Genomic DNA, 17,971 nt, shown 5'->3' with positions numbered 1-17,971 from the left:
GCGTCAGTCAGCAGCCTCGACGGCGGGAGAGAGAGACGGCATGGACCGCGGGACGGTCGGCAGCGCACAGTCTGGCCGGCTACTGGTGGAGGTCAGGGAAGAGGGCTCCAGTGCCGTCGTGACCCCGGCCGGTGAGTTGGATCACCATACGGCCGATTTGTTGCGTGAGCCGCTCGAGGACTGCCTCGACAAGGGATTCAGCCGGCTGGTCGTGGACTGTTCACGGCTGGAGTTCTGTGATTCCACCGGGCTCAACGTGCTGCTCGGGGCCCGCCTGAAGGCGGAGGCCGCCGGGGGTGGGGTGCACCTGGCCGCGATGCTGCCGGTGGTGGCCCGGGTCTTCGAGATCACCGGGGCGGACGCGGTCTTCAGCGTCCATGACACGCTCGAGGCCGCCCTGGCCGGCGAAACCGGCTGAGTGGGGCCCGGAACCGGCCGTCCGGCCGGCGGTGTGCCCCGCTCACCCCTCGGTGACCGGCACTTTCCGGGCGTCACGCCTTCCGTGCCGAATCAGGGGGTGTTCTGCCGGTTCGGTCGGGCAGGAGACATCCTGGACCGGTCGGCGCGCACTTCGGCGCGACCGCCGGTGAGCAACGTACAGACTTTTGAATTGTGAACTGGTGAATCGGTGAGGTGAAGCGCTGATGAGCACCACCCGGCCCTACTCGCCGGGCGACCGCGGCCCGGAGCCCAGCGGCGCTTCCGGGACGTCCGGCGGGCACGGGCCGGCGACCGGGGTGTCCGGAGGGGACGCCGCCGCCTCGTCGGCGCCGGCCGCGCCGCCCGGGGGGCGCCAGGTCCGCAGGCTGAACTTCGACGGCGAGAGCGGGGTCGTCCCGCTCGCCCGTGACTTCACCCGCCAGGCGCTGTACGCCTGGGGCTGGCTGCCCGCCGACACCGCCGACCGTCGGGCCGCCGCCGAGGATGTGCTGCTCGTCGTCTCCGAGCTGGTCACCAACGCCTGTCTGCACGCCGAGGGCCCGGACGAGCTGCGCCTGGCCTGCGACAACAAGGTGATCCGTCTGGAGGTCGCGGACAAGGGCACCGGCCAGCCGTCCCCCCGCACCCCGCACCGCGCGGGCCGCCCCGGCGGCCACGGCATGTTCATCGTGCAGCGGCTGTGCCTGGACTGGGGGGTCGTACGAACCCCGGGAGTGGCCGGCAAGACGGTCTGGGCGGAGCTGGGCGCACCCGCGTAATCAGCGGCCCGCCCCCGCGAGCCGAGAGAGCCGCCGCCCCACAGGTGCCCCGCCCTGGGGTTACCGAGGGTTATCCCCCCGGCGTGGGTCTCCACTCGAACCCCTTTTCCCGCGCGCCGGATCCCCACAACTCCGGCGCGTACCTTCTCTTCCCTCCTCACGAGCCCGGGCGTACCTTGACGGCCCATCTGATGTGCCGTCAGGAACTCGAAGAGGGAGCGGAAACCGTGTCGTACCGGAATCGAACCGCCGCGTTCGCGTCCGTCGCGGCCCTGGCCGGCTCGGCGGTGCTGCTCGCCGCCCCCCTGGCCCGAGCCGAGGTCGTGGACGTCAACTACCAGTGCCAGACGCCGATCGGGCCCAAGAGCGCCGTCTCGCCCATCGACATCAAGAGCGTCAAGAGCGGCAGCGGCTACAAGCTGACCATGTCCTGGCAGAAGGGCGTCTCCTCCAGCCCGGTGGAGCTGGGCAAGGGAGCGGTCAACCCGAGCGCCCTCATCACGGTGGGCGGCGCCGACAGCGGCACCGTGACCGTCACCGGGCCCGCCAACGCGGCCGCCATACCGGCCAACACCCCCATCAAGATCAATGACCTGACGGGGACCTACACGCCGAAGAAGACCGGCAAGGTCACTTTCACCCCGGGCGTGCTCACGATCACGGCCCTGGGCACGAAGACGACCTGCAAGCCGTCCAACAACCCCCAGCCCGCGCTGACCCTCGACGTCACGGCCGCGAGCGGCGGCTCCTCGGGCGGGACCGGCACGACGGGCACGGACTCCGGCGGTTCGCTCCCGCAGACCGGTCCCGACGACTCCGCGATCGCCCTGGGCACCCTCGGCGGCACCGTGCTCCTCGCCGGAGCGGCGGGCGCGCTGTGGATCACCCGGAGGAATCAGACGGCCCGTCGCTGAACCGCCGTACGACCGCACCGAGTACGACTGCTGGAGCCGCCGGATGTCGTCCGCCGCACGTGCCCTGTTTGTGTCCCTGTTACTGGTGATGGTCGCCGCGCCCCAGGCCCTCGCCGCCGACGGCTGGTCGCTCGTGCCCGCCGGGGGCGGGCGGCCCGCCTTCTACGCCGAGGGCGCCCCCGGGGCCGTACTGCAGGACACCGTGTCCGTGGTGAACCGGGGCGGGCGGGCGGTCACCGTACGGCTGAGCGGGACCGGCGCGACGGTCACCTTCGCGGCGAGCCGGGTCAGGGTGCCGGCCCGCACCCGCGCCGACGTGCCCTTCACGGTGAGCGCCCGCGGCGACCGCACCGGCGAGATCGTCGCCCGCGACACCACCGGCCGCTCCCGCTCCGTGCCGCTGCACCTCCGCGCGGGCGGACCGCCGCTGTTCGCGCTGACCGTCGAGCACGTCTCGGTGCACCCCGACCGCATCACGTACGACCTGGTCAACCGCGGTACGACCACCCTCGTCCCGCACCTCGCCGTGCACGCCGACGGAGTCTTCGGCACGGTCCTGGACCGGGCCCCGCGCACTCTGCCGGTACACCTCGCGCCGGGCCGCCGCCTGCGGCTCACCGAGCCCTGGCGCGACCGGCCCGCCCTGGACGCGGTGGACGTGCGACTGACGGTGACCGCGGCGGGCGGCGCGCACGACACGGCGAGCGGGTCGGCGCGGTTCGTGCCCTGGGGCGCGGTGACGGGGACGACGGCGGCGCTGGCGGCGGGCGGCGCGCTGCTTCTCGTACGGCGTCGCAGGCGGCGTACGACGGACCTCGAGCCGGAACCCCCGCGGACGGAAGCCGAGTTGACGGGAGCGGTGACGTGAACGGCAAGCTGCGGACCACGGCGCTGGTGGCGGTGCTCGCGCTGCTCCTGCTGCCGCTGACGGCGGGCACGGCGACGGCCGACGGCCCCACCGTGAAGGTCTCCATGTCCCAGGCGGGCGCCGGCGGTTCGATCACCGTCAGCGGCAGCGGCTGGCGGCCGCACGCGCTGCTGATGATGCTGGTCTGCGGACAGGCCACGCCCGCACGGGGCGTCGTCGGCGGCACCAACTCCTGCGCCAACGCCGACGGCAGGGCCGTCACCACCGACGGCAAGGGCGGCTTCAGCAAGAAGATGCCGGTGTCCGAACCGCCGGTGCCGTGCCCGTGCGTGGTGCACGTGGCGACCGTGGAGGGCGCCAAGGAGCAGGCCGACGCGGTCTTCCAGGTGGCCGGGCACGCGGTGGAGCCACTGCCCGCGGAGCAGACCGGCGGCCGTCTGTCGATGCTGACCGACACCCGGCTGGACGGCTCCAGCGGTCTGCTCACCTGGTTCGGCGCGCCGGCCACCCGCACGCTGGTCTTCACCGTCGGCAACGCGGGCACGTCACCGATCAAGAACCCCGTCTTCCAGGTCGGCACCTCGCACGGCGTCTTCGCCCCGCAGTGGGACGACCAGGAATGGCGCGGCACGATCGCCTCCGGCAAGAAGGCGCGGATCGAACTGCCCGTGGAGCTCACCGCCGGCGCGCACGGCGACTACACCGTCTCGCTGAAGTACGAGGGCAAGGTCCTCGCCGAGCAGCCCTGGGGCGTCGGCCGGCCCTGGGGCGTGACCCTGTTCTGGATCCTGGTCTGCCTGGTCGTGCCGGCCGCGGTCTTCCGCGCCGGCATGGCGATCGTGGACCGGGTACGGCCGCGCCGGGCCGGCGGCCTGCGCCACCGAGGCCTGCGGGTGCCCGAACTGGCCCTGCGCGTACCGAGGTTCACCGCCCACCGGGCCAGGCCGGAGCCCGCCCCGACTTCGACCCTGCCGTGGTTCACCCCGGACTCCGATCCGGGCACGGCGACCGGTCGGCTCTCCGCACCGCACGACGACAGTCCGACGAGTCCAACGACTCCCACCAGGAAGGGACCCACGTGAGACAGCGAAGGAGAGTCACAGCGGCCGGCAGAGGGAGGCTCGGCGCGGCGGCGGGGGCCGCCCTGGTGCTCGGCGGCGCGGGTGCCCTGCTGGGGCTGGCCGCGGGAACCGCGCAGGCGGCGGAGGTGTCGTACGCGACGCACTGTGTCCCGCCGGCCGGCATCACCCCCGTCGACGGCACCTCGAAGGTCGAGATCACCGCGCCGGCCACGGCCAAGGTGGGTGACACGGTGAACGTGGTGTGGAAGTTCGTCCAGGCGGCCTCGAAGAACCCGAACATCATCGACCTGCCCGCCGACTCCGTGCAGCCGTCGGGCGTGCTGAAGGCGGCCGGCGCGCAGACCGCCGACATCGCCATGCAGGGGCCGCGGAAGAACCCGGCGATCCCCAAGGGCGGCGACATGGTGCTGTCCGACATGACGGGCTCGCTGAAACTGACCACGGCGGGGGAGGTGACGCTGACGCCGGACGCGTACACGGTCAACGCGATGTCGACGGACACCAAGTGCACGCCGACCGTGACCGTGCCGAAGGCGGCGACCATCGAGGTGTCACCGGGCGCCGGCGGCACGTCGAGCACGACGCCTTCCCCGACGGACACGGCCTCGCAGTCCTCGTCCCCGTCGGCGTCGACGTCCCCCTCCGACACGGCGAGCGCCTCGGCCTCCCCCAGTGACGGCACCGGCAGCGGCCAGACCGACTTCACCGGCAAGGAGGTCGACATCCCCTACACCTGCCAGTCGCCCCTCGGCACGAAGAAGGCGACCTCGCCCATCCAGATCAACGCCAAGAAGGCCGGCGGCAGTTTCGACCTCACCGTGCAGTTCAAGAAGTCGGTGATGGACAGCCCGGCCGACATCCCCAAGGGCTCGGTCAAGCCGTCGATGGAGGTCGTCCTGGGCGGCGCGGACAAGGGCACCGTGCATGTGGAGGGCCCGACCAACGCCTCGGACATCAAGACCGGCGACCCCATCGAGATCCCCGACCTCACCGGCACCTACAAGCCGGGGGCGAGTGGCTCCTCGACCCTCTCCCCGGGCGTGCTGACGATCAGCGCCCTGGGCACGACGACGACCTGCAAGCCCGACAGGACGGCCGTCTCCCTGACCCTGGACACCACCCAGCAGGCCAGCGGCGCCTCGGGCGGTTCCTCCACCTCCGGAGGCACCTCGACCGGCGGTTCGTCGAGCGGCGGCCTCGCGGCGACGGGCTCCGGTGACCACGGCGCCCTGAAGGCGCTCGGCCTGGTGGCCGGCACGGCGGTCCTGCTGGGAGCCGGCGTCTTCACCTTCATGCCGGGACGGCGGACCAGGTGACCCCGTAGCACGGAAGGGCCCTCCGCATCTCGTCGAGGTGCGGAGGGCCCTTGGCCGGAACGTGGGTCAGTGCACGTCGCCCATGAGTTCGCGGACCTTCCGGCGGTACATCCACACCGCCGCACCGGCGATGACCGCGAGCACGGCCTCCAGCGCCACGATCCCCGTCTTGTTGAGGTCCACCCCGGCGATGGACAGCAGACCTGTCGTCGCGTCACCGGCGGTGACCGCCAGGAACCACACACCCATCATCTGCGAGGCGTACTTCGCCGGCGCCATCTTCGTCGTCACCGACAGGCCCACCGGCGACAGCGTCAGCTCACCGACGGTCTGCACGAAGTAGATGCCGACCAGCCACAGCGCGGCCGCCTTGTGACCGCCGTCGGCGATCGCCAGCGGCGCCAGGAACAGGAAGAACGACGCCCCGATCAGCACAAGGCCCATCGCGAACTTCACCGCGGTGCTCGGCTCCTTGCCGCGCCGGGCGAGAGCCAGCCACGCCCAGGCGAAGACCGGCGCGAGCGCCATGATCATGACCGGGTTGACCGACTGGTACCAGGAGACCGGGAACTCCCAGCCGAAGACCGTGTTCTTCGCGGACGCCTCGGCGAACAGCGAGACCGTCGAGCCACCCTGGTCGTAGATCATCCAGAAGACGGCGGCGGCGACGAAGAACCAGATGTACGCGGTCATCTTCGACTGCTCGGCCCGCGCCAGCTCCTTGTCCCGCTTGATCCGGGCGATGACCATCACCGGGATGATCAGACCGGCGAGCGTGATCGGCACCAGCAGCCAGTTCAGCGTGTAGTGGCCGGAGAAGCCGACGACCGCGTAGAAGACGACCGCCACGGCCGCCCACAGCGCCGACTTGCGCAGCGTGGCCGCCTTCTCGGCGGCGGACATCGGGGTGGGCACGACGTCCGAGCGGGCGTCCAGGTGCCGGCTGCCGAGCAGGAACTGGGCCAGACCCAGCGCCATGCCGAGCGCGGCCAGCGCGAAGCCCAGGTGCCAGTTGACGTTCTCGCCGACGGTGCCGATGACCAGCGGCGCGGCGAACGCGCCCAGGTTGATGCCGATGTAGAAGACCGTGAAGCCACCGTCGCGGCGCGGGTCGTCCGGGCCGTCGTAGAGGTGGCCGACCATCGTGGAGATGTTGGCCTTCAACAGACCGGAGCCGATCGCGACGAGACCGAGGCCCGCGTAGAAGGTGCCGGCGTTCGGCAGGGCCAGGGTGAGATGGCCGAGCATGATGACCGCGCCCGCCACGGCGACCGTCTTGCGGGGACCCAGGACCCGGTCCGCGAACCAGCCGCCCGGCAGGGCGAGCAGGTACACGAGCGAGAGGTACACCGAGTAGATCGCGGTCGCGGTGGCCGCGCTCAGGTGCAGGCCGCCCGGGGCGACCAGGTACAGCGGGAGCAGGGCCTTCATGCCGTAGTAGGAGAATCGCTCCCACATCTCCGTCATGAAGAGGGTGGCCAGACCGCGGGGGTGGCCGAAGAAGGTCTTCCCGGAGCCGGGGGTGCCCGGGCGGACCGAGTCCTTCGTCAGGCTGGACGCCATGGTTGATCCTTGCTGGTGGGGGTTTACCGCACACAAAGAAGACCTTCGGCGTCAAGTGCGCCAAAGGTCCCCGCAGTGCTACAGGCGTTCTTTCACCATACGGCAGGACACTGCCGGATATGGAAGGACTTGAGACGCGGATCACAGGCGATCGAGGAACCGTACACCCTCTTTCCAAGGTCCTACGGGGCTACCACCGTGTAGTCACAGGTTCGCCTCAAAGCGGTCAAAGGTAAGAAGCCCGCGTGCCGATCACACCCCAGCACAGGTCAGGAGCGGACTACCATCAGCTCATGACCCGTGTACTGCTCGCCGAGGACGACGCGTCCATCTCGGAGCCGCTGGCCCGCGCCCTGCGCCGGGAAGGTTACGAGGTCGAGGTCCGCGAGGACGGCCCCACGGCACTGGACGCCGGAATGCAGGGCGGCTGCGATCTCGTCGTGCTGGACCTCGGGCTGCCCGGCATGGACGGCCTCGAGGTCGCCCGCCGGCTGCGCGCCGAAGGCCACACCGTGCCGATCCTCATCCTGACCGCGCGGGCCGACGAGGTGGACACCGTCGTCGGCCTCGACGCGGGCGCCGACGACTACGTCACCAAGCCGTTCCGCCTCGCCGAACTGCTCGCCCGGGTGCGGGCCCTGCTGCGGCGCGGCGCGGCCGAGCCGGCGCAGCCGCCCGCCACGCACGGGGTGCGGATCGACGTCGAGTCGCACCGGGCCTGGATGGGCGACGAGGAACTCCAGCTCACCGCCAAGGAGTTCGACCTGCTGCGGGTGCTCGTGCGGGACGCGGGCCGGGTCGTCACCCGCGACCAGCTGATGCGCGAGGTCTGGGACACCACCTGGTGGTCGTCGACGAAGACGCTCGACATGCACATCTCCTGGCTGCGCAAGAAGCTCGGCGACGACGCGGCGAACCCGCGGTACATCGCCACGGTGCGGGGCGTCGGCTTCCGCTTCGAGAAGAGCTAGCAAGAGCCCGGAAGAACTGGGAAGAGCCGGGAAGAGCTGGAGGGACTACGCGCGTCGCAGGCGCCCCGAGGCACACTGGTCCGCATAAAACCGCTGCCCGGAGGGCCCCGTGCGTCGTCGTCTGATTCAGTCCACCCTCGCTGTCGTGCTGGTGGTCATCGCCGTCTTCGGGGTCTCCCTGGTGATTGTCGAGACGCGGACCATCAGCAGCAGCGCCCAGGAACGGGTGAGTTCCGAGGCGCAGCGGCTGGCCAGCATCGTGGACAGCCGGCTGAGCGGGGCCGGGACCGGGACCGTCGGCCCGGGCGTGCTCAAGAGCCAGGTCACCGGCGAGCGGTACGCCATCGTGCACATCCCCGGGCAGCCCCCCTTCACCCTCGGCACCAAGCCCGAGGGCGAGGTCATCCGCGGGCACGCCGACGGCGAGGAGGGCGAGACGGTCGTCATCGAGGAGCCCCGCTCGACCGTCAGCCGCGAGGTCGGCCGGACCCTGCTGGTCATCGGCCTGGTCGCGCTGCTCGCGGTCGTGGCCGCCGTCCTGCTCGCCATCCGGCAGGCCAACCGGCTCGCCTCCCCGCTCACCGACCTCGCCGAGACCGCGGAACGCCTCGGATCCGGCGACCCTCGGCCCCGCCACAAGCGGTACGGCGTCCCCGAGCTGGACCGGGTCGCCGATGTGCTGGACTCCTCCGCCGAGCGCATCGCCCGGATGCTCACCGCCGAGCGGCGGCTGGCCGCCGACGCCTCCCACCAGCTCCGTACGCCGCTGACCGCGCTGTCGATGCGGCTGGAGGAGATCACCCTCACGGATGACCCGGACACCGTGAAGGAGGAGGCCAATGTGGCGCTCACCCAGGTGGAGCGGCTGACGGACGTGGTGGAACGTCTCCTCACCAACTCCCGTGACCCGCGCGCCGGCAACGCCGTCTCCTTCGACCTGGACGAGGTCATCCAGCAGCAGCTCGCCGAGTGGCGGCCCGCCTACCGCAGCGCCGGGCGGGCCATCGTCAGCTCCGGCAAGCGGCATCTGCAGGCCGTGGGCACCCCGGGCGCTGTCGCCCAGGTGCTGGCGGCGCTGATCGAGAACTCGCTCATGCACGGCGGCGGCACGGTGGCGCTGCGCACCCGCGTCACCGGCAACCAGGCCGTCGTGGAGGTCACCGACGAGGGACCCGGCGTGCCGGCCGACCTCGGGGCTCGGATCTTCGAGCGGACCATCAGCGGCCGCAACTCCACGGGCATCGGGCTCGCGGTGGCCCGCGACCTGGCGGAGGCGGACGGCGGCCGCCTGGAGATGCTCCAGACGAAGCCCCCGGTCTTCGGCCTGTTCCTCTCCCGCACCCCCCTACTGAAGCGCCCCCAGCCAGAGGACGAGGAGCCGACGGTCAGGTGAGCGGGGACCCGGCCGGACCGGGTGTCGGGTGGGCCGGGACTCGGGCGGGTCGGGGGCCGGGCGGATTGGGGCCGGGTGGGCCGGGGCTGTGTGGGCCGGGGCTGGATGGGTCGGGTGCCGAAGGTGCTGGGCGGTCCGGGCGTCAGATGAGCCGGGTGTCGGGCGCGGCGGGTCGGGCCAGACGGGTGCGGTTTCGGATGGGGGCACAGGCGGGCGGGCTGCCCGGTGCGGCGTGGTCGTGCCAGACATGAGACCGGAGCCCGCGCTCGGCGCGCGGGTTCCGGTTCTCCGCTGCAAGCATGTACCCGGCCGTGCCGGTTCAACCGAACGGGCCAGGTCGGGCGCCGAGGGGGCGAGGTTGGGAGTGGCTGGGCATCAGGCGGGCGGGGTGCCGGGGGCCGGAGTGGCAGGGTGTCGGCCCGGTAGCGCGTCAGCCGGCGTGCTGTTCCGCCGTTGGGCTCAGTGAGCGCTTCATCGCCTCGACCTCCAGCAGCGCCTCCGCGTCCGCGACCGGCAGGGCCTTGAAGACCCAGGTGCGGTAGGACCAGAACCGGAACAGCGTGCCCAGGCCGATGCCGACCACCTTGAAGATGTTGCGCTGCAGCGAGCTGTCCCAGCCGAAGCCGTAGATCGCGGCGTACAGCACGCCGTTCTCGATCACCAGGCCGACCAGGCTGAAAGCCAGGAACAGCGTGAGTTCCTTGGTCCGGGCGCCCTTGTCGCGGTCACGGTAGGTGAAGTACCGGAAGCCCAGATAGTTGACGCCGATGGCGACCACCGTGGCGATCACGTTCGCGCGCACCGCCTGCAGCGTGGTCAGATGCCACAGCAGGTTGGAGACGCCGAAGTTCACGACGGTGCCGAGGGCACCCACCGCACCGAACTTGGCGATCTCCTGTACGAGCCTTCGCAGCCCTGAGGAACCTTGTCCCATGGTCCTGAAGGCCCCCATCCGGGTCGTTGCGTCATCGTTGTCGGCGTTCTCGGCTGTTCTCGCCAACTTCCGCCATGCTAACCACCCAGCCTCTCAATCTCCCGTGGATGAGTTCACGGGTCGGAAACAGCTTGGGAAGAGGGCGGGAAGAGGATGAAAAGGCCGGGAAGAGCCCGGTAAGAGGGCAAGATTTCGACCGGAAATCGGTCGCGGCCGCACGGCCGATACCCTAGGGGCGTGACGTTCCCGGTAGTCGGCATGGTCGGCGGGGGCCAGCTCGCGCGTATGACGCACGAGGCAGGCATCCCGCTGGGCATCAGGTTCAAGCTCCTCAGTGACACCCCTCAGGATTCCGCGGCGCAGGTCGTCGGCGATGTCGTCGTGGGCGACTATCGCGACCTCGACACGCTCCGCGCCTTCGCGCAGGGCTGCGACGTGATCACCTTCGATCACGAACACGTACCCACCGAGCACCTCCGGGCCCTTGAGGCGGACGGCATCCCCGTGCGCCCCGGCCCCGACGCGCTGGTGCACGCCCAGGACAAGGGCGTGATGCGCGCACGGCTGGACGCGCTCGGCATCCCCTGCCCCCGGCACCGGATCGTGAGCGATCCGGCCGACGTGGCCGCGTTCGCGGCGGAGGGCGACGGATTCCCGGTCGTGCTCAAGACCGTCCGCGGCGGCTACGACGGCAAAGGCGTGTGGGTCGTGGACAGCGCGGAGGAGGCCGAGGACCCCTTCCGCGCCGGCGTCCCGGTCCTCGCCGAGGAGAAGGTCGACTACGTCCGCGAACTCGCCGCGAACGTCGTCCGCTCCCCGCACGGCCAGGCAGTCGCCTACCCCGTCGTGGAGTCCCAGCAGGTCAACGGCGTGTGCGACACGGTCATCGCCCCGGCCCCCGACCTCGACGAGACCCTGGCCCTGCGGGCCGAGGAGATGGCGCTGACCATCGCCAAGGAGCTGGGCGTCGTCGGCCACCTCGCCGTCGAGCTGTTCCAGACCCGCGACGGCCGCATCCTCGTCAACGAACTGGCCATGCGCCCCCACAACTCGGGCCACTGGTCCCAGGACGGCGCGATCACCTCCCAGTTCGCCAACCACGTCCGCGCCGTCCTCGACCTCCCCCTCGGCGACCCGCGCCCCCGAGCGAAGTGGACGGTCATGGTCAACGTCCTCGGCGGCGACTACCCGGACATGTACTCCGCGTACCTGCACTGCATGGCCCGCGACCCCCAGCTGAAGATCCACATGTACGGCAAGGACGTGAAGCCCGGCCGCAAGGTGGGCCACGTCAACACCTACGGCGACGACCTGGACGACGTCCTCGAACGCGCACGTCACGCAGCCGGTTACCTGAGAGGCACGATCACCGAATGAGCCCCGTTGTAGGCATTGTCATGGGGTCGGACAGCGACTGGCCCGTCATGGAGGCCGCCGCCAAGGCACTCGACGAGTTCGAGATCGAGTACGAGGTCGACGTCGTCTCCGCGCACCGGATGCCGCGCGAGATGGTCACCTACGGCGAGCAGGCGGCCGAGCGGGGGCTGAAGGTGATCATCGCGGGTGCCGGCGGCGCCGCCCATCTGCCGGGCATGCTCGCCTCCGTCACCCCGCTCCCGGTGATCGGCGTCCCCGTGCCGCTGAAGTACCTGGACGGCGTGGACTCCCTGCTCTCCATCGTGCAGATGCCGGCCGGTGTCCCGGTGGCCACGGTGTCCGTCGCCGGGGCCCGCAACGCCGGTCTGCTGGCGGCCCGGATCCTCGCCGCGCACGACGAGGACCTGCTGCAGCGGATGCGGGACTTCCAGCAGGATCTCAACGACCAGGCCACCGAGAAGGGCAAGCGGCTGCGCGCCAAGGTCGAGGGCAACGGCGGCGGCTTCGGGTTCGGGAAGTGACGTCCGTGAGCTTCCTGGACGAGGCCCGGGAACTCCTGCGCGAGTTCCCGGTCGTCGACGGCCACAACGACCTGCCCTACGCGCTGCGCGAGCAGGTCCGCTACGACCTCGCCGCCCGCGACATCGCCGTACCCCAGAACGCGTACCTGCACACGGACCTCCCGCGGCTGCGCGAGGGCGGGGTCGGGGCGCAGTACTGGTCGGTGTACGTGCGCTCGGACCTGCCGGACGCGGTGCCCGCGACGCTGGAGCAGATCGACTGCGTACGGCAACTGCTGGCGCGGTATCCGGCGGATCTGGCACCCGCGCTGACGGCCGCGGACATGGAGGCGGCGCGGGCCGAGGGCCGTATCGCCTCCCTGATGGGCGCGGAGGGCGGGCACTCGATCGCCAACTCGCTCGGCACCCTGCGGGGGCTGTACGCGCTGGGCGTCCGCTACATGACGCTCACCCACAACGACAACAACGACTGGGCGGACTCGGCGACGGACGAGCCCAGGGCCGGCGGCCTGACCGCCTTCGGCCGTGCGGTCGTGCGGGAGATGAACCGGCTCGGCATGCTCGTCGACCTCTCGCACGTGGCGGCGACGACCATGCGGGACGCGCTGGACGCCACCAGCGCGCCGGTGATCTTCTCGCACTCCTCCTCCCGGGCCGTCTGCGACCACCCCCGCAACATCCCGGACGACGTCCTCGAACGCCTCCCGGGCAACGGCGGCGTCGCGATGGTGACGTTCGTGCCGAAGTTCGTGCTGCAGGCGGCCGTGGACTGGACGGCCGCGGCCGACGAGAACCTGCGCTCCCACGGCTTCCACCACCTGGACACCGGCGAGGAGGCGATGAAGCTGCACCGCGCCTTCGAGGAGCGCAACCCGCGCCCGGTCGCCACCGTGGCGACCGTCGCCGACCATCTCGACCACATGCGCGAGGTCGCCGGCATCGACCACCTCGGCATCGGCGGCGACTACGACGGCACGGCCTTCACCCCCGACGGCCTGAACGACGTCTCCGGCTACCCCAACCTCATCGCGGAACTGCTCGAGCGAGGATGGTCGTCCTCGGATCTCGCCAAGCTGACCTGGCAGAACGCGGTACGGGTGCTGGGCGCCGCGGAGGACGTGGCCCGCGGTCTGCAGGCGACCCGGGGGCCGTCGAACGCCACGATCGAGGAACTGGACGGCTGACATTCGGTACCAAAGGGTGGTCGTCATGACCATCAGCGCCAGTGAGGCACGTCGGGATCTGTCCCCCTGATCAAACGGGTCAACGACGATCACGACCCCGTGCGCATCAGCTCGCAGCAGAATCGGGCGGGTGCCGGGTGAGGAGGGTGCATAGCGACCCCGACGGCTGGGAGGACTTGCCTCAGATCCAGCGGGAGCCCTTCGCCGGTATCGGAAAACCCGAGCCTCTCAAGGACGACCTGTCCGGCTACTGGTCCCGTCGGATCGACGACGAGCACCGGCTGGCGTACCGGGCGGACGAGAAGGAAGTGAAGCTCCTCAAGGCCCGCTACCACTACGACTGAGCGCGGGCTCGTCTTCGAGCGGCCGGTGTACTCCGAACGCTCCGCCCACCAGGAACGCCCCCGGATGCCGTGCGACGGTGACCGTACTGCTGATCTCGCCGCCGATCACGACGTACGGAGCCCGCCATGGCAGACCTCCAGGACGAACTGCACGCCGCCGCCGAGGTCGGCACGCTCGACGGGCTGCCGGACCCCTTCGCGGCCGAGCCCTACACGCCCGTCTCCGACCCCGACGACGCGCCGCTGGAGCGCGCCCACGCCATCCTCGCCGCCCATCCCGTCGCCGACGGCTACAGCGGGCTGCCCTGGGCCCTCAGGCACCTGCCCTGGTACGACCTGGAGCTCGGTGAGAGCTCCGTCGACACGGACGTGCCCCGGATGCGGGAGGGACACGTCGGCGCCCTGTTCTGGTCGCTGCACCTGCCGGAGGGCCTCGCCGGGGACCGGGCCGTGGGGGCGACCCTGGAGCAGCTGGACCTGGTGAAGACCGTGGCGCGCGCCCACCCCGAGGGCCTGCGCCTGGCGTACGCCGCCGGGCAGGTCGCCGACGCCCGCAACTGCGGCCGCGTCGCGGTCCTGCTGGGCCCCGCCGGGGCGGCGGCCCTGGGCGACTCCCTCGGCATCCTGCGCTCCCTGCACGCCCTCGGCCTGCGCGCGCTCACCCTGTCCGGCGCCAGCTGGGCGAGCGGGGCCGGACTGACCCGGTTCGGCGAGGAGGTCGTGCGGGAGATGAACCGGCTCGGCGTCCTCGCCGACCTCTCCGGCGCCTCCGCCGACACCATCCGCCGTGTCTTCGCGGTCTCCAAGGCGCCGGTCGTCTTCACCCGCTCCGCCGCCCGCGCCCTGCGCCCCCACCCCGCGAACCTCCCCGACGACCTGCTCGCCGAGCTGGGCGCCGTCAAGGGCCTGTGCATGGTGCCGCTGACGGCCGAGCAGACCGGCCCGTTCGTCCGTGACGTCGCCGACCATCTCGACCACGTCCGCGAGGTCGCGGGCCCGGAGTGCGTCGCCCTGTCCGGCACCTACGACGCCGGCACCGCGCACCCGCAGGACCTCGGAGACGCCTCCTGCTACCCGCACCTTGTCGCCGAGCTCCTGCACCGCGGCTGGTCCGAGCCCGATCTGGCCCTGCTGACCTGGGGCAACGCCCAGCGTGTCCTGCGTACCGCCGACTTCACGGCCCGCGCCGCCCAGCAGCGCCGCGAGCCGTCGACGGCGAAGATCGCCGACCTGGACGGATAGCCGTCCCCGCGGACCTACGGGTGCTCGATCCGGCAGAGGCAGAAGGGATGCCCCGCCGGGTCGGCGTACACCTGGAAGTCCTTCTTCTCCCGGTCCTCCAGGTCCAGCGGCCGCGCCCCCAGCGCCAGCACCTTCTCGTGCGCCGCGTCGATCTCCTCCCACGTCGACCCGGCGTCGAAGTCGAGGTGGAACTGCTGAGAGTTGCGGTCCGCGCGCGGCCACTCGGGCGGGGTGAACCCCTCCGCCCGCTGGAAGGCGAGCCGCGGCCCGTCCGGGACCTGGAGCACGACCCACTCGTCGTCCTCCGCCTGGGGGGTGCCGCCGACGACCTGGGCATAGAAGTCGGCGAGCGCGCGCGGGTCGGGGCAGTCGAGCACTACGGAACGCAAGCGGGCCACGGTCACGACGGTTCCTCCTGGTTCGGCACAGAGTTCAGCAGCCGGGGTTCAGCAGGCACAGAGGCAGAACGGGTGCCCGGCCGGGTCGGCGTAAACCCGGAAGCTGCTGCCGCCCTCCTGGGCCAAGGGCTTCGCACCCAGCGCCAGCACCCCCTGCTCGGCGGTGTCGAGGTCGTCGACGACCAGGTCCAGATGGAACTGCTGCGACTTTTCGGGCGAGGGCCACTGGGGCGGTACGAATCCCTCGGCGGCCTGGAAGGCCAGCGACTGACCGCCGGGCACCTTCAGGTCCACCCACTCTCCTTCTCCCTCGACCGTGCCGCCCAGGATCTCGGCGTAGAACCCGGCGAGCGCGCCAGGATCGGGACAGTCCAGGACGACGGCGCCCAGCTTGGCGAGAGCCATGACTTCCTCCTGTTACCTGTAGAAGGATTCATCCAGTAACGGTTACTGCATGCTGCCGCATTGGCGGTAACGTCGCAAGGGTGAGTGGCAGATCGGCCGCACCGGGAGCCCTGGCCCTGGTGGAGGCCCTGGTGAACACGCTGGACATCGAGTCGGGGGCGGACGCGCTCGACACGGTGGACGGCCGCGCGCCGTTCGGCCTGACCCCGGACGAGGTCCCCGCCGCGCGCGAACTGCGCGAGTCCCTGCGCGCCACGCTGCTCGCCCACGCCGGTCACCCGCCGCACGCGCCGGTCACACCCCTGGACGACCTGCTCGCGTCCGCGCCGCTGCGGGTGAGGATCGACCCGGCGGACGGCTCGGCCGCCCTCGCCCCCGCCGACGCCGGCCCGCTCCGCTCCCGGGTCGCCGCCGCCGTCGCCCAGTCCCTCGTCGACGGCACCTGGACCCGCCTGAAGGCCTGCGAGAGCGAGACCTGCCACTGGGCGTACTACGACCGCAGCCCGGCCGGGCGCGGCCGCTGGTGCTCGATGCAGGTGTGCGGGGCGCGGGCGAAGATGCGGAGGTACCGCGCCAAGTAGTCCCGCGCCCATTCCCCGGCCGCCGCACAGGCCGGTGGTGCAGAATGCAACAAGACGCCGGTTCGGCTGACTGAGCCTCGGCCGAACCGGCGTCGCCTTCTGATCGTTCGTTCGCCCCCGGGCGCTTTCAGCCGTGCCCCTGCGCGACTCTCACGCCGTGGGGCGTCCCATCGCCCGATACGTCCAGCCGGCCTTCCGCCACAGTGCCGGGTCCAGGGCGTTGCGGCCGTCCAGCACGACCCGCGCCGCCACGACCTCGCCGAGCGCCGCCGGGTCCAGTTCGCGGAACTCCCGCCACTCCGTCAGATGCAGCACGACGTCGGCGCCGCGCACCGCGTCCAGCGCCGTGTCCGCATAGCCGAGGGTCGGGAAGACCCGACGGGCGTTGTCCATGCCCTTCGGGTCGTACACCGTGACCTGGCCGCCCTGCAGATGGATCTGGCCGGCCACGTTCAGCGCGGGGGAGTCGCGCACGTCGTCCGAGTCGGGCTTGAAGGTCGCGCCGAGCACCGCGACCCGCTTGCCCAGGAACGGGCCGCCGCCCAGCACCTGCCGGGCCAGCTCCACCATCTGCCCACGCTGCCGCATGTTGATCGAGTCGATCTCGCGCAGGAAGGTCAGCGCCTGGTCGGCGCCCAGCTCACCCGCCCGCGCCATGAACGCCCGGATGTCCTTGGGCAGACAGCCGCCGCCGAAGCCGATGCCGGCCCGCAGGAACTTCCGGCCGATCCGGTCGTCGTACCCGATCGCCTCGGCGAGCTTGGCGACGTCGCCGCCGGAGGCCTCGCACATCTCGGCCATCGCGTTGATGAAGGAGATCTTGGTGGCCAGGAAGGAGTTCGCGGAGGTCTTCACCAGCTCCGCCGTCGGATAGTCCGTCACCACGAACGGCGTGCCCTCGGCGAGCGGGGTCGCGTACACCTCCCGCAGCAGTTTCTCGGCCCGCTCGCTGCGCACGCCGACCACGATCCGGTCGGGGTGCAGGGTGTCGTCCACCGCGAAGCCCTCGCGGAGGAACTCCGGGTTCCAGGCGAGCTCGGCGTTCTCGCCGGCGGGGGCGTTCTCGGCGAGGAAGCGGGCGAGCCGTTCGGCCGACCCGACGGGCACGGTCGACTTGCCGACGACCAGGGCGGGCCGGGTCAGATGCGGGGCGAGGGAGGCGAAGGCGGACTCGACGTACGACATGTCCGCCGCGTACTCGCCGTGCCGCTGCGGGGTGTTGATGCACAGGAAGTGCACGTCGCCGAAGGCCCCCACCTCGGCCCAGTCCATCGTGAAGCGCAGCCGCCCCGTCGATCCCTCGATTCCGGCGACATGGCGGCGCAGCAGCTCCTCCAGCCCCGGCTCGTACATCGGGGCCTCGCCGCGCTCCAGCTTCTCGATCTTCTCGGGCACGACGTCCAGCCCCAGCACCTCGAACCCCAGCTCGGCCATGGCCGCGGCGTGGGTGGCGCCGAGGTAGCCGGTGCCGATCACGGTGATCTTGAGGCTCATGGGGGCTCCAGGGAGGACGTGGTTCGCTGCGCTGCCCGAGCATATCCGGGGCATGCCACAGGCCTTCAGCGGGCAACTTCCCCGCTGTCGCCAAGCTCACGTATCACTCCCGTGGGCCGCCCCCTAAAATTTGAGTTACTTAACGGTAATTAGCGTCGGCAAGCGCAGTTTCTTTGGAGCGTGAG

At 71.3% G+C, this 17,971-nt stretch carries 18 protein-coding genes and 1 pseudogene; 14 read left to right on the top strand and 5 right to left on the bottom strand.

Annotated elements, in window-relative coordinates:
• Positions 1-40 precede the first annotated feature (40 nt).
• The 6 genes from ABZZ74_RS25690 (at position 41) to ABZZ74_RS25665 (ending at position 5,379) form a co-directional block, all read left to right on the top strand.
• A complete protein-coding gene (locus ABZZ74_RS25690) occupies positions 41-418 on the top strand; it encodes an STAS domain-containing protein (RefSeq protein ID WP_208783826.1) in 378 nt (125 codons plus the stop codon).
• Positions 419-644: 226 nt separating this feature from the next.
• Positions 645-1,199 (top strand): ATP-binding protein, encoded by a 555-nt coding sequence (locus ABZZ74_RS25685; protein ID WP_356768695.1) that lies wholly within the window; start codon positions 645-647, stop codon positions 1,197-1,199.
• Between the two features lie 227 nt (positions 1,200-1,426).
• Positions 1,427-2,113 (top strand): LPXTG cell wall anchor domain-containing protein, encoded by a 687-nt coding sequence (locus tag ABZZ74_RS25680; RefSeq protein WP_207929869.1) that lies wholly within the window; start codon positions 1,427-1,429, stop codon positions 2,111-2,113.
• A 43-nt stretch (positions 2,114-2,156) separates the two neighbouring features.
• Entirely contained in the window at positions 2,157-2,981 is an 825-nt protein-coding gene (locus ABZZ74_RS25675) for a hypothetical protein (RefSeq protein ID WP_356768693.1), read from the top strand.
• On the top strand, positions 2,978-4,063 hold the full coding sequence (locus tag ABZZ74_RS25670; protein WP_356768691.1) for a hypothetical protein: 1,086 nt from the start codon (positions 2,978-2,980) through the stop codon (positions 4,061-4,063). Before ABZZ74_RS25675 ends, ABZZ74_RS25670 begins: the two co-directional genes overlap by 4 nt.
• A 65-nt stretch (positions 4,064-4,128) precedes the next feature.
• Complete coding sequence (locus ABZZ74_RS25665; protein ID WP_356768837.1) at positions 4,129-5,379, top strand: hypothetical protein; 1,251 nt, start codon at positions 4,129-4,131, stop codon at positions 5,377-5,379.
• A 66-nt stretch (positions 5,380-5,445) separates the two neighbouring features.
• On the opposite strand, the gene ABZZ74_RS25660 is transcribed toward ABZZ74_RS25665, so the two are convergent.
• Positions 5,446-6,942: an oligopeptide:H+ symporter gene (locus tag ABZZ74_RS25660; protein WP_356768689.1), complete on the bottom strand. Its 1,497-nt coding sequence runs from the start codon at positions 6,940-6,942 to the stop codon at positions 5,446-5,448.
• A gap of 293 nt (positions 6,943-7,235) precedes the next feature.
• Here ABZZ74_RS25660 and ABZZ74_RS25655 point away from each other — a divergent pair, with 293 nt between their 5' ends.
• The gene (locus ABZZ74_RS25655; RefSeq protein WP_240863652.1) at positions 7,236-7,913 is read left to right on the top strand and encodes a response regulator transcription factor; all 678 of its coding nucleotides are present in this window, start codon (positions 7,236-7,238) and stop codon (positions 7,911-7,913) included.
• Positions 7,914-8,022: 109 nt separating this feature from the next.
• Entirely contained in the window at positions 8,023-9,306 is a 1,284-nt protein-coding gene (locus tag ABZZ74_RS25650; protein ID WP_356768687.1) for an ATP-binding protein, read from the top strand.
• Positions 9,307-9,736: 430 nt separating this feature from the next.
• Here ABZZ74_RS25650 and ABZZ74_RS25645 read toward each other — a convergent pair whose 3' ends face one another.
• Entirely contained in the window at positions 9,737-10,240 is a 504-nt protein-coding gene (locus ABZZ74_RS25645) for a GtrA family protein (protein ID WP_356768685.1), read from the bottom strand.
• A gap of 237 nt (positions 10,241-10,477) precedes the next feature.
• On the opposite strand from ABZZ74_RS25645, the gene ABZZ74_RS25640 reads away from it, so the two are divergent.
• The 5 genes and pseudogenes from ABZZ74_RS25640 (at position 10,478) to ABZZ74_RS25620 (ending at position 14,908) form a co-directional block, all read left to right on the top strand.
• The gene (locus ABZZ74_RS25640; RefSeq protein WP_356768683.1) at positions 10,478-11,617 is read left to right on the top strand and encodes a 5-(carboxyamino)imidazole ribonucleotide synthase; all 1,140 of its coding nucleotides are present in this window, start codon (positions 10,478-10,480) and stop codon (positions 11,615-11,617) included.
• Positions 11,614-12,138: a 5-(carboxyamino)imidazole ribonucleotide mutase gene (purE, locus tag ABZZ74_RS25635; protein WP_356768681.1), complete on the top strand. Its 525-nt coding sequence runs from the start codon at positions 11,614-11,616 to the stop codon at positions 12,136-12,138. The genes ABZZ74_RS25640 and purE overlap by 4 nt, the downstream gene beginning before the upstream one ends.
• Positions 12,135-13,322, top strand: a complete 1,188-nt coding sequence (locus ABZZ74_RS25630; RefSeq protein ID WP_356768679.1) for a dipeptidase — start codon at positions 12,135-12,137, stop codon at positions 13,320-13,322. The genes purE and ABZZ74_RS25630 overlap by 4 nt, the downstream gene beginning before the upstream one ends.
• Before the next feature lie 185 nt (positions 13,323-13,507).
• Positions 13,508-13,666: pseudogene (locus ABZZ74_RS25625) on the top strand (Txe/YoeB family addiction module toxin); the annotation flags it as partial.
• 126 nt (positions 13,667-13,792) lie between these two features.
• Positions 13,793-14,908: a dipeptidase gene (locus tag ABZZ74_RS25620; RefSeq protein ID WP_356768677.1), complete on the top strand. Its 1,116-nt coding sequence runs from the start codon at positions 13,793-13,795 to the stop codon at positions 14,906-14,908.
• 14 nt (positions 14,909-14,922) lie between these two features.
• On the opposite strand, the gene ABZZ74_RS25615 is transcribed toward ABZZ74_RS25620, so the two are convergent.
• Both ABZZ74_RS25615 and ABZZ74_RS25610 read right to left on the bottom strand, forming a co-directional pair.
• Positions 14,923-15,306 carry a VOC family protein gene (locus ABZZ74_RS25615; RefSeq protein WP_356768835.1) on the bottom strand — a complete coding sequence of 128 codons (384 nt, stop codon included), beginning with the start codon at positions 15,304-15,306 and terminating at the stop codon, positions 14,923-14,925.
• 48 nt (positions 15,307-15,354) lie between these two features.
• The gene (locus tag ABZZ74_RS25610) at positions 15,355-15,711 is read right to left on the bottom strand and encodes a VOC family protein (RefSeq protein WP_356768675.1); all 357 of its coding nucleotides are present in this window, start codon (positions 15,709-15,711) and stop codon (positions 15,355-15,357) included.
• 80 nt (positions 15,712-15,791) lie between these two features.
• On the opposite strand from ABZZ74_RS25610, the gene ABZZ74_RS25605 reads away from it, so the two are divergent.
• Complete coding sequence (locus ABZZ74_RS25605; protein ID WP_356768673.1) at positions 15,792-16,292, top strand: CGNR zinc finger domain-containing protein; 501 nt, start codon at positions 15,792-15,794, stop codon at positions 16,290-16,292.
• Positions 16,293-16,442: 150 nt separating this feature from the next.
• On the opposite strand, the gene ABZZ74_RS25600 is transcribed toward ABZZ74_RS25605, so the two are convergent.
• Entirely contained in the window at positions 16,443-17,786 is a 1,344-nt protein-coding gene (locus ABZZ74_RS25600) for a UDP-glucose/GDP-mannose dehydrogenase family protein (RefSeq protein ID WP_356768671.1), read from the bottom strand.
• Positions 17,787-17,971: the final 185 nt, after the last annotated feature.

The organism is Streptomyces sp. NPDC006476, assembly GCF_040612015.1.
Classification (GTDB): Bacteria; Actinomycetota; Actinomycetes; order Streptomycetales; family Streptomycetaceae; genus Streptomyces; species Streptomyces griseorubiginosus_B.
This window is presented reverse-complemented; position numbering and strand designations above follow the sequence as displayed.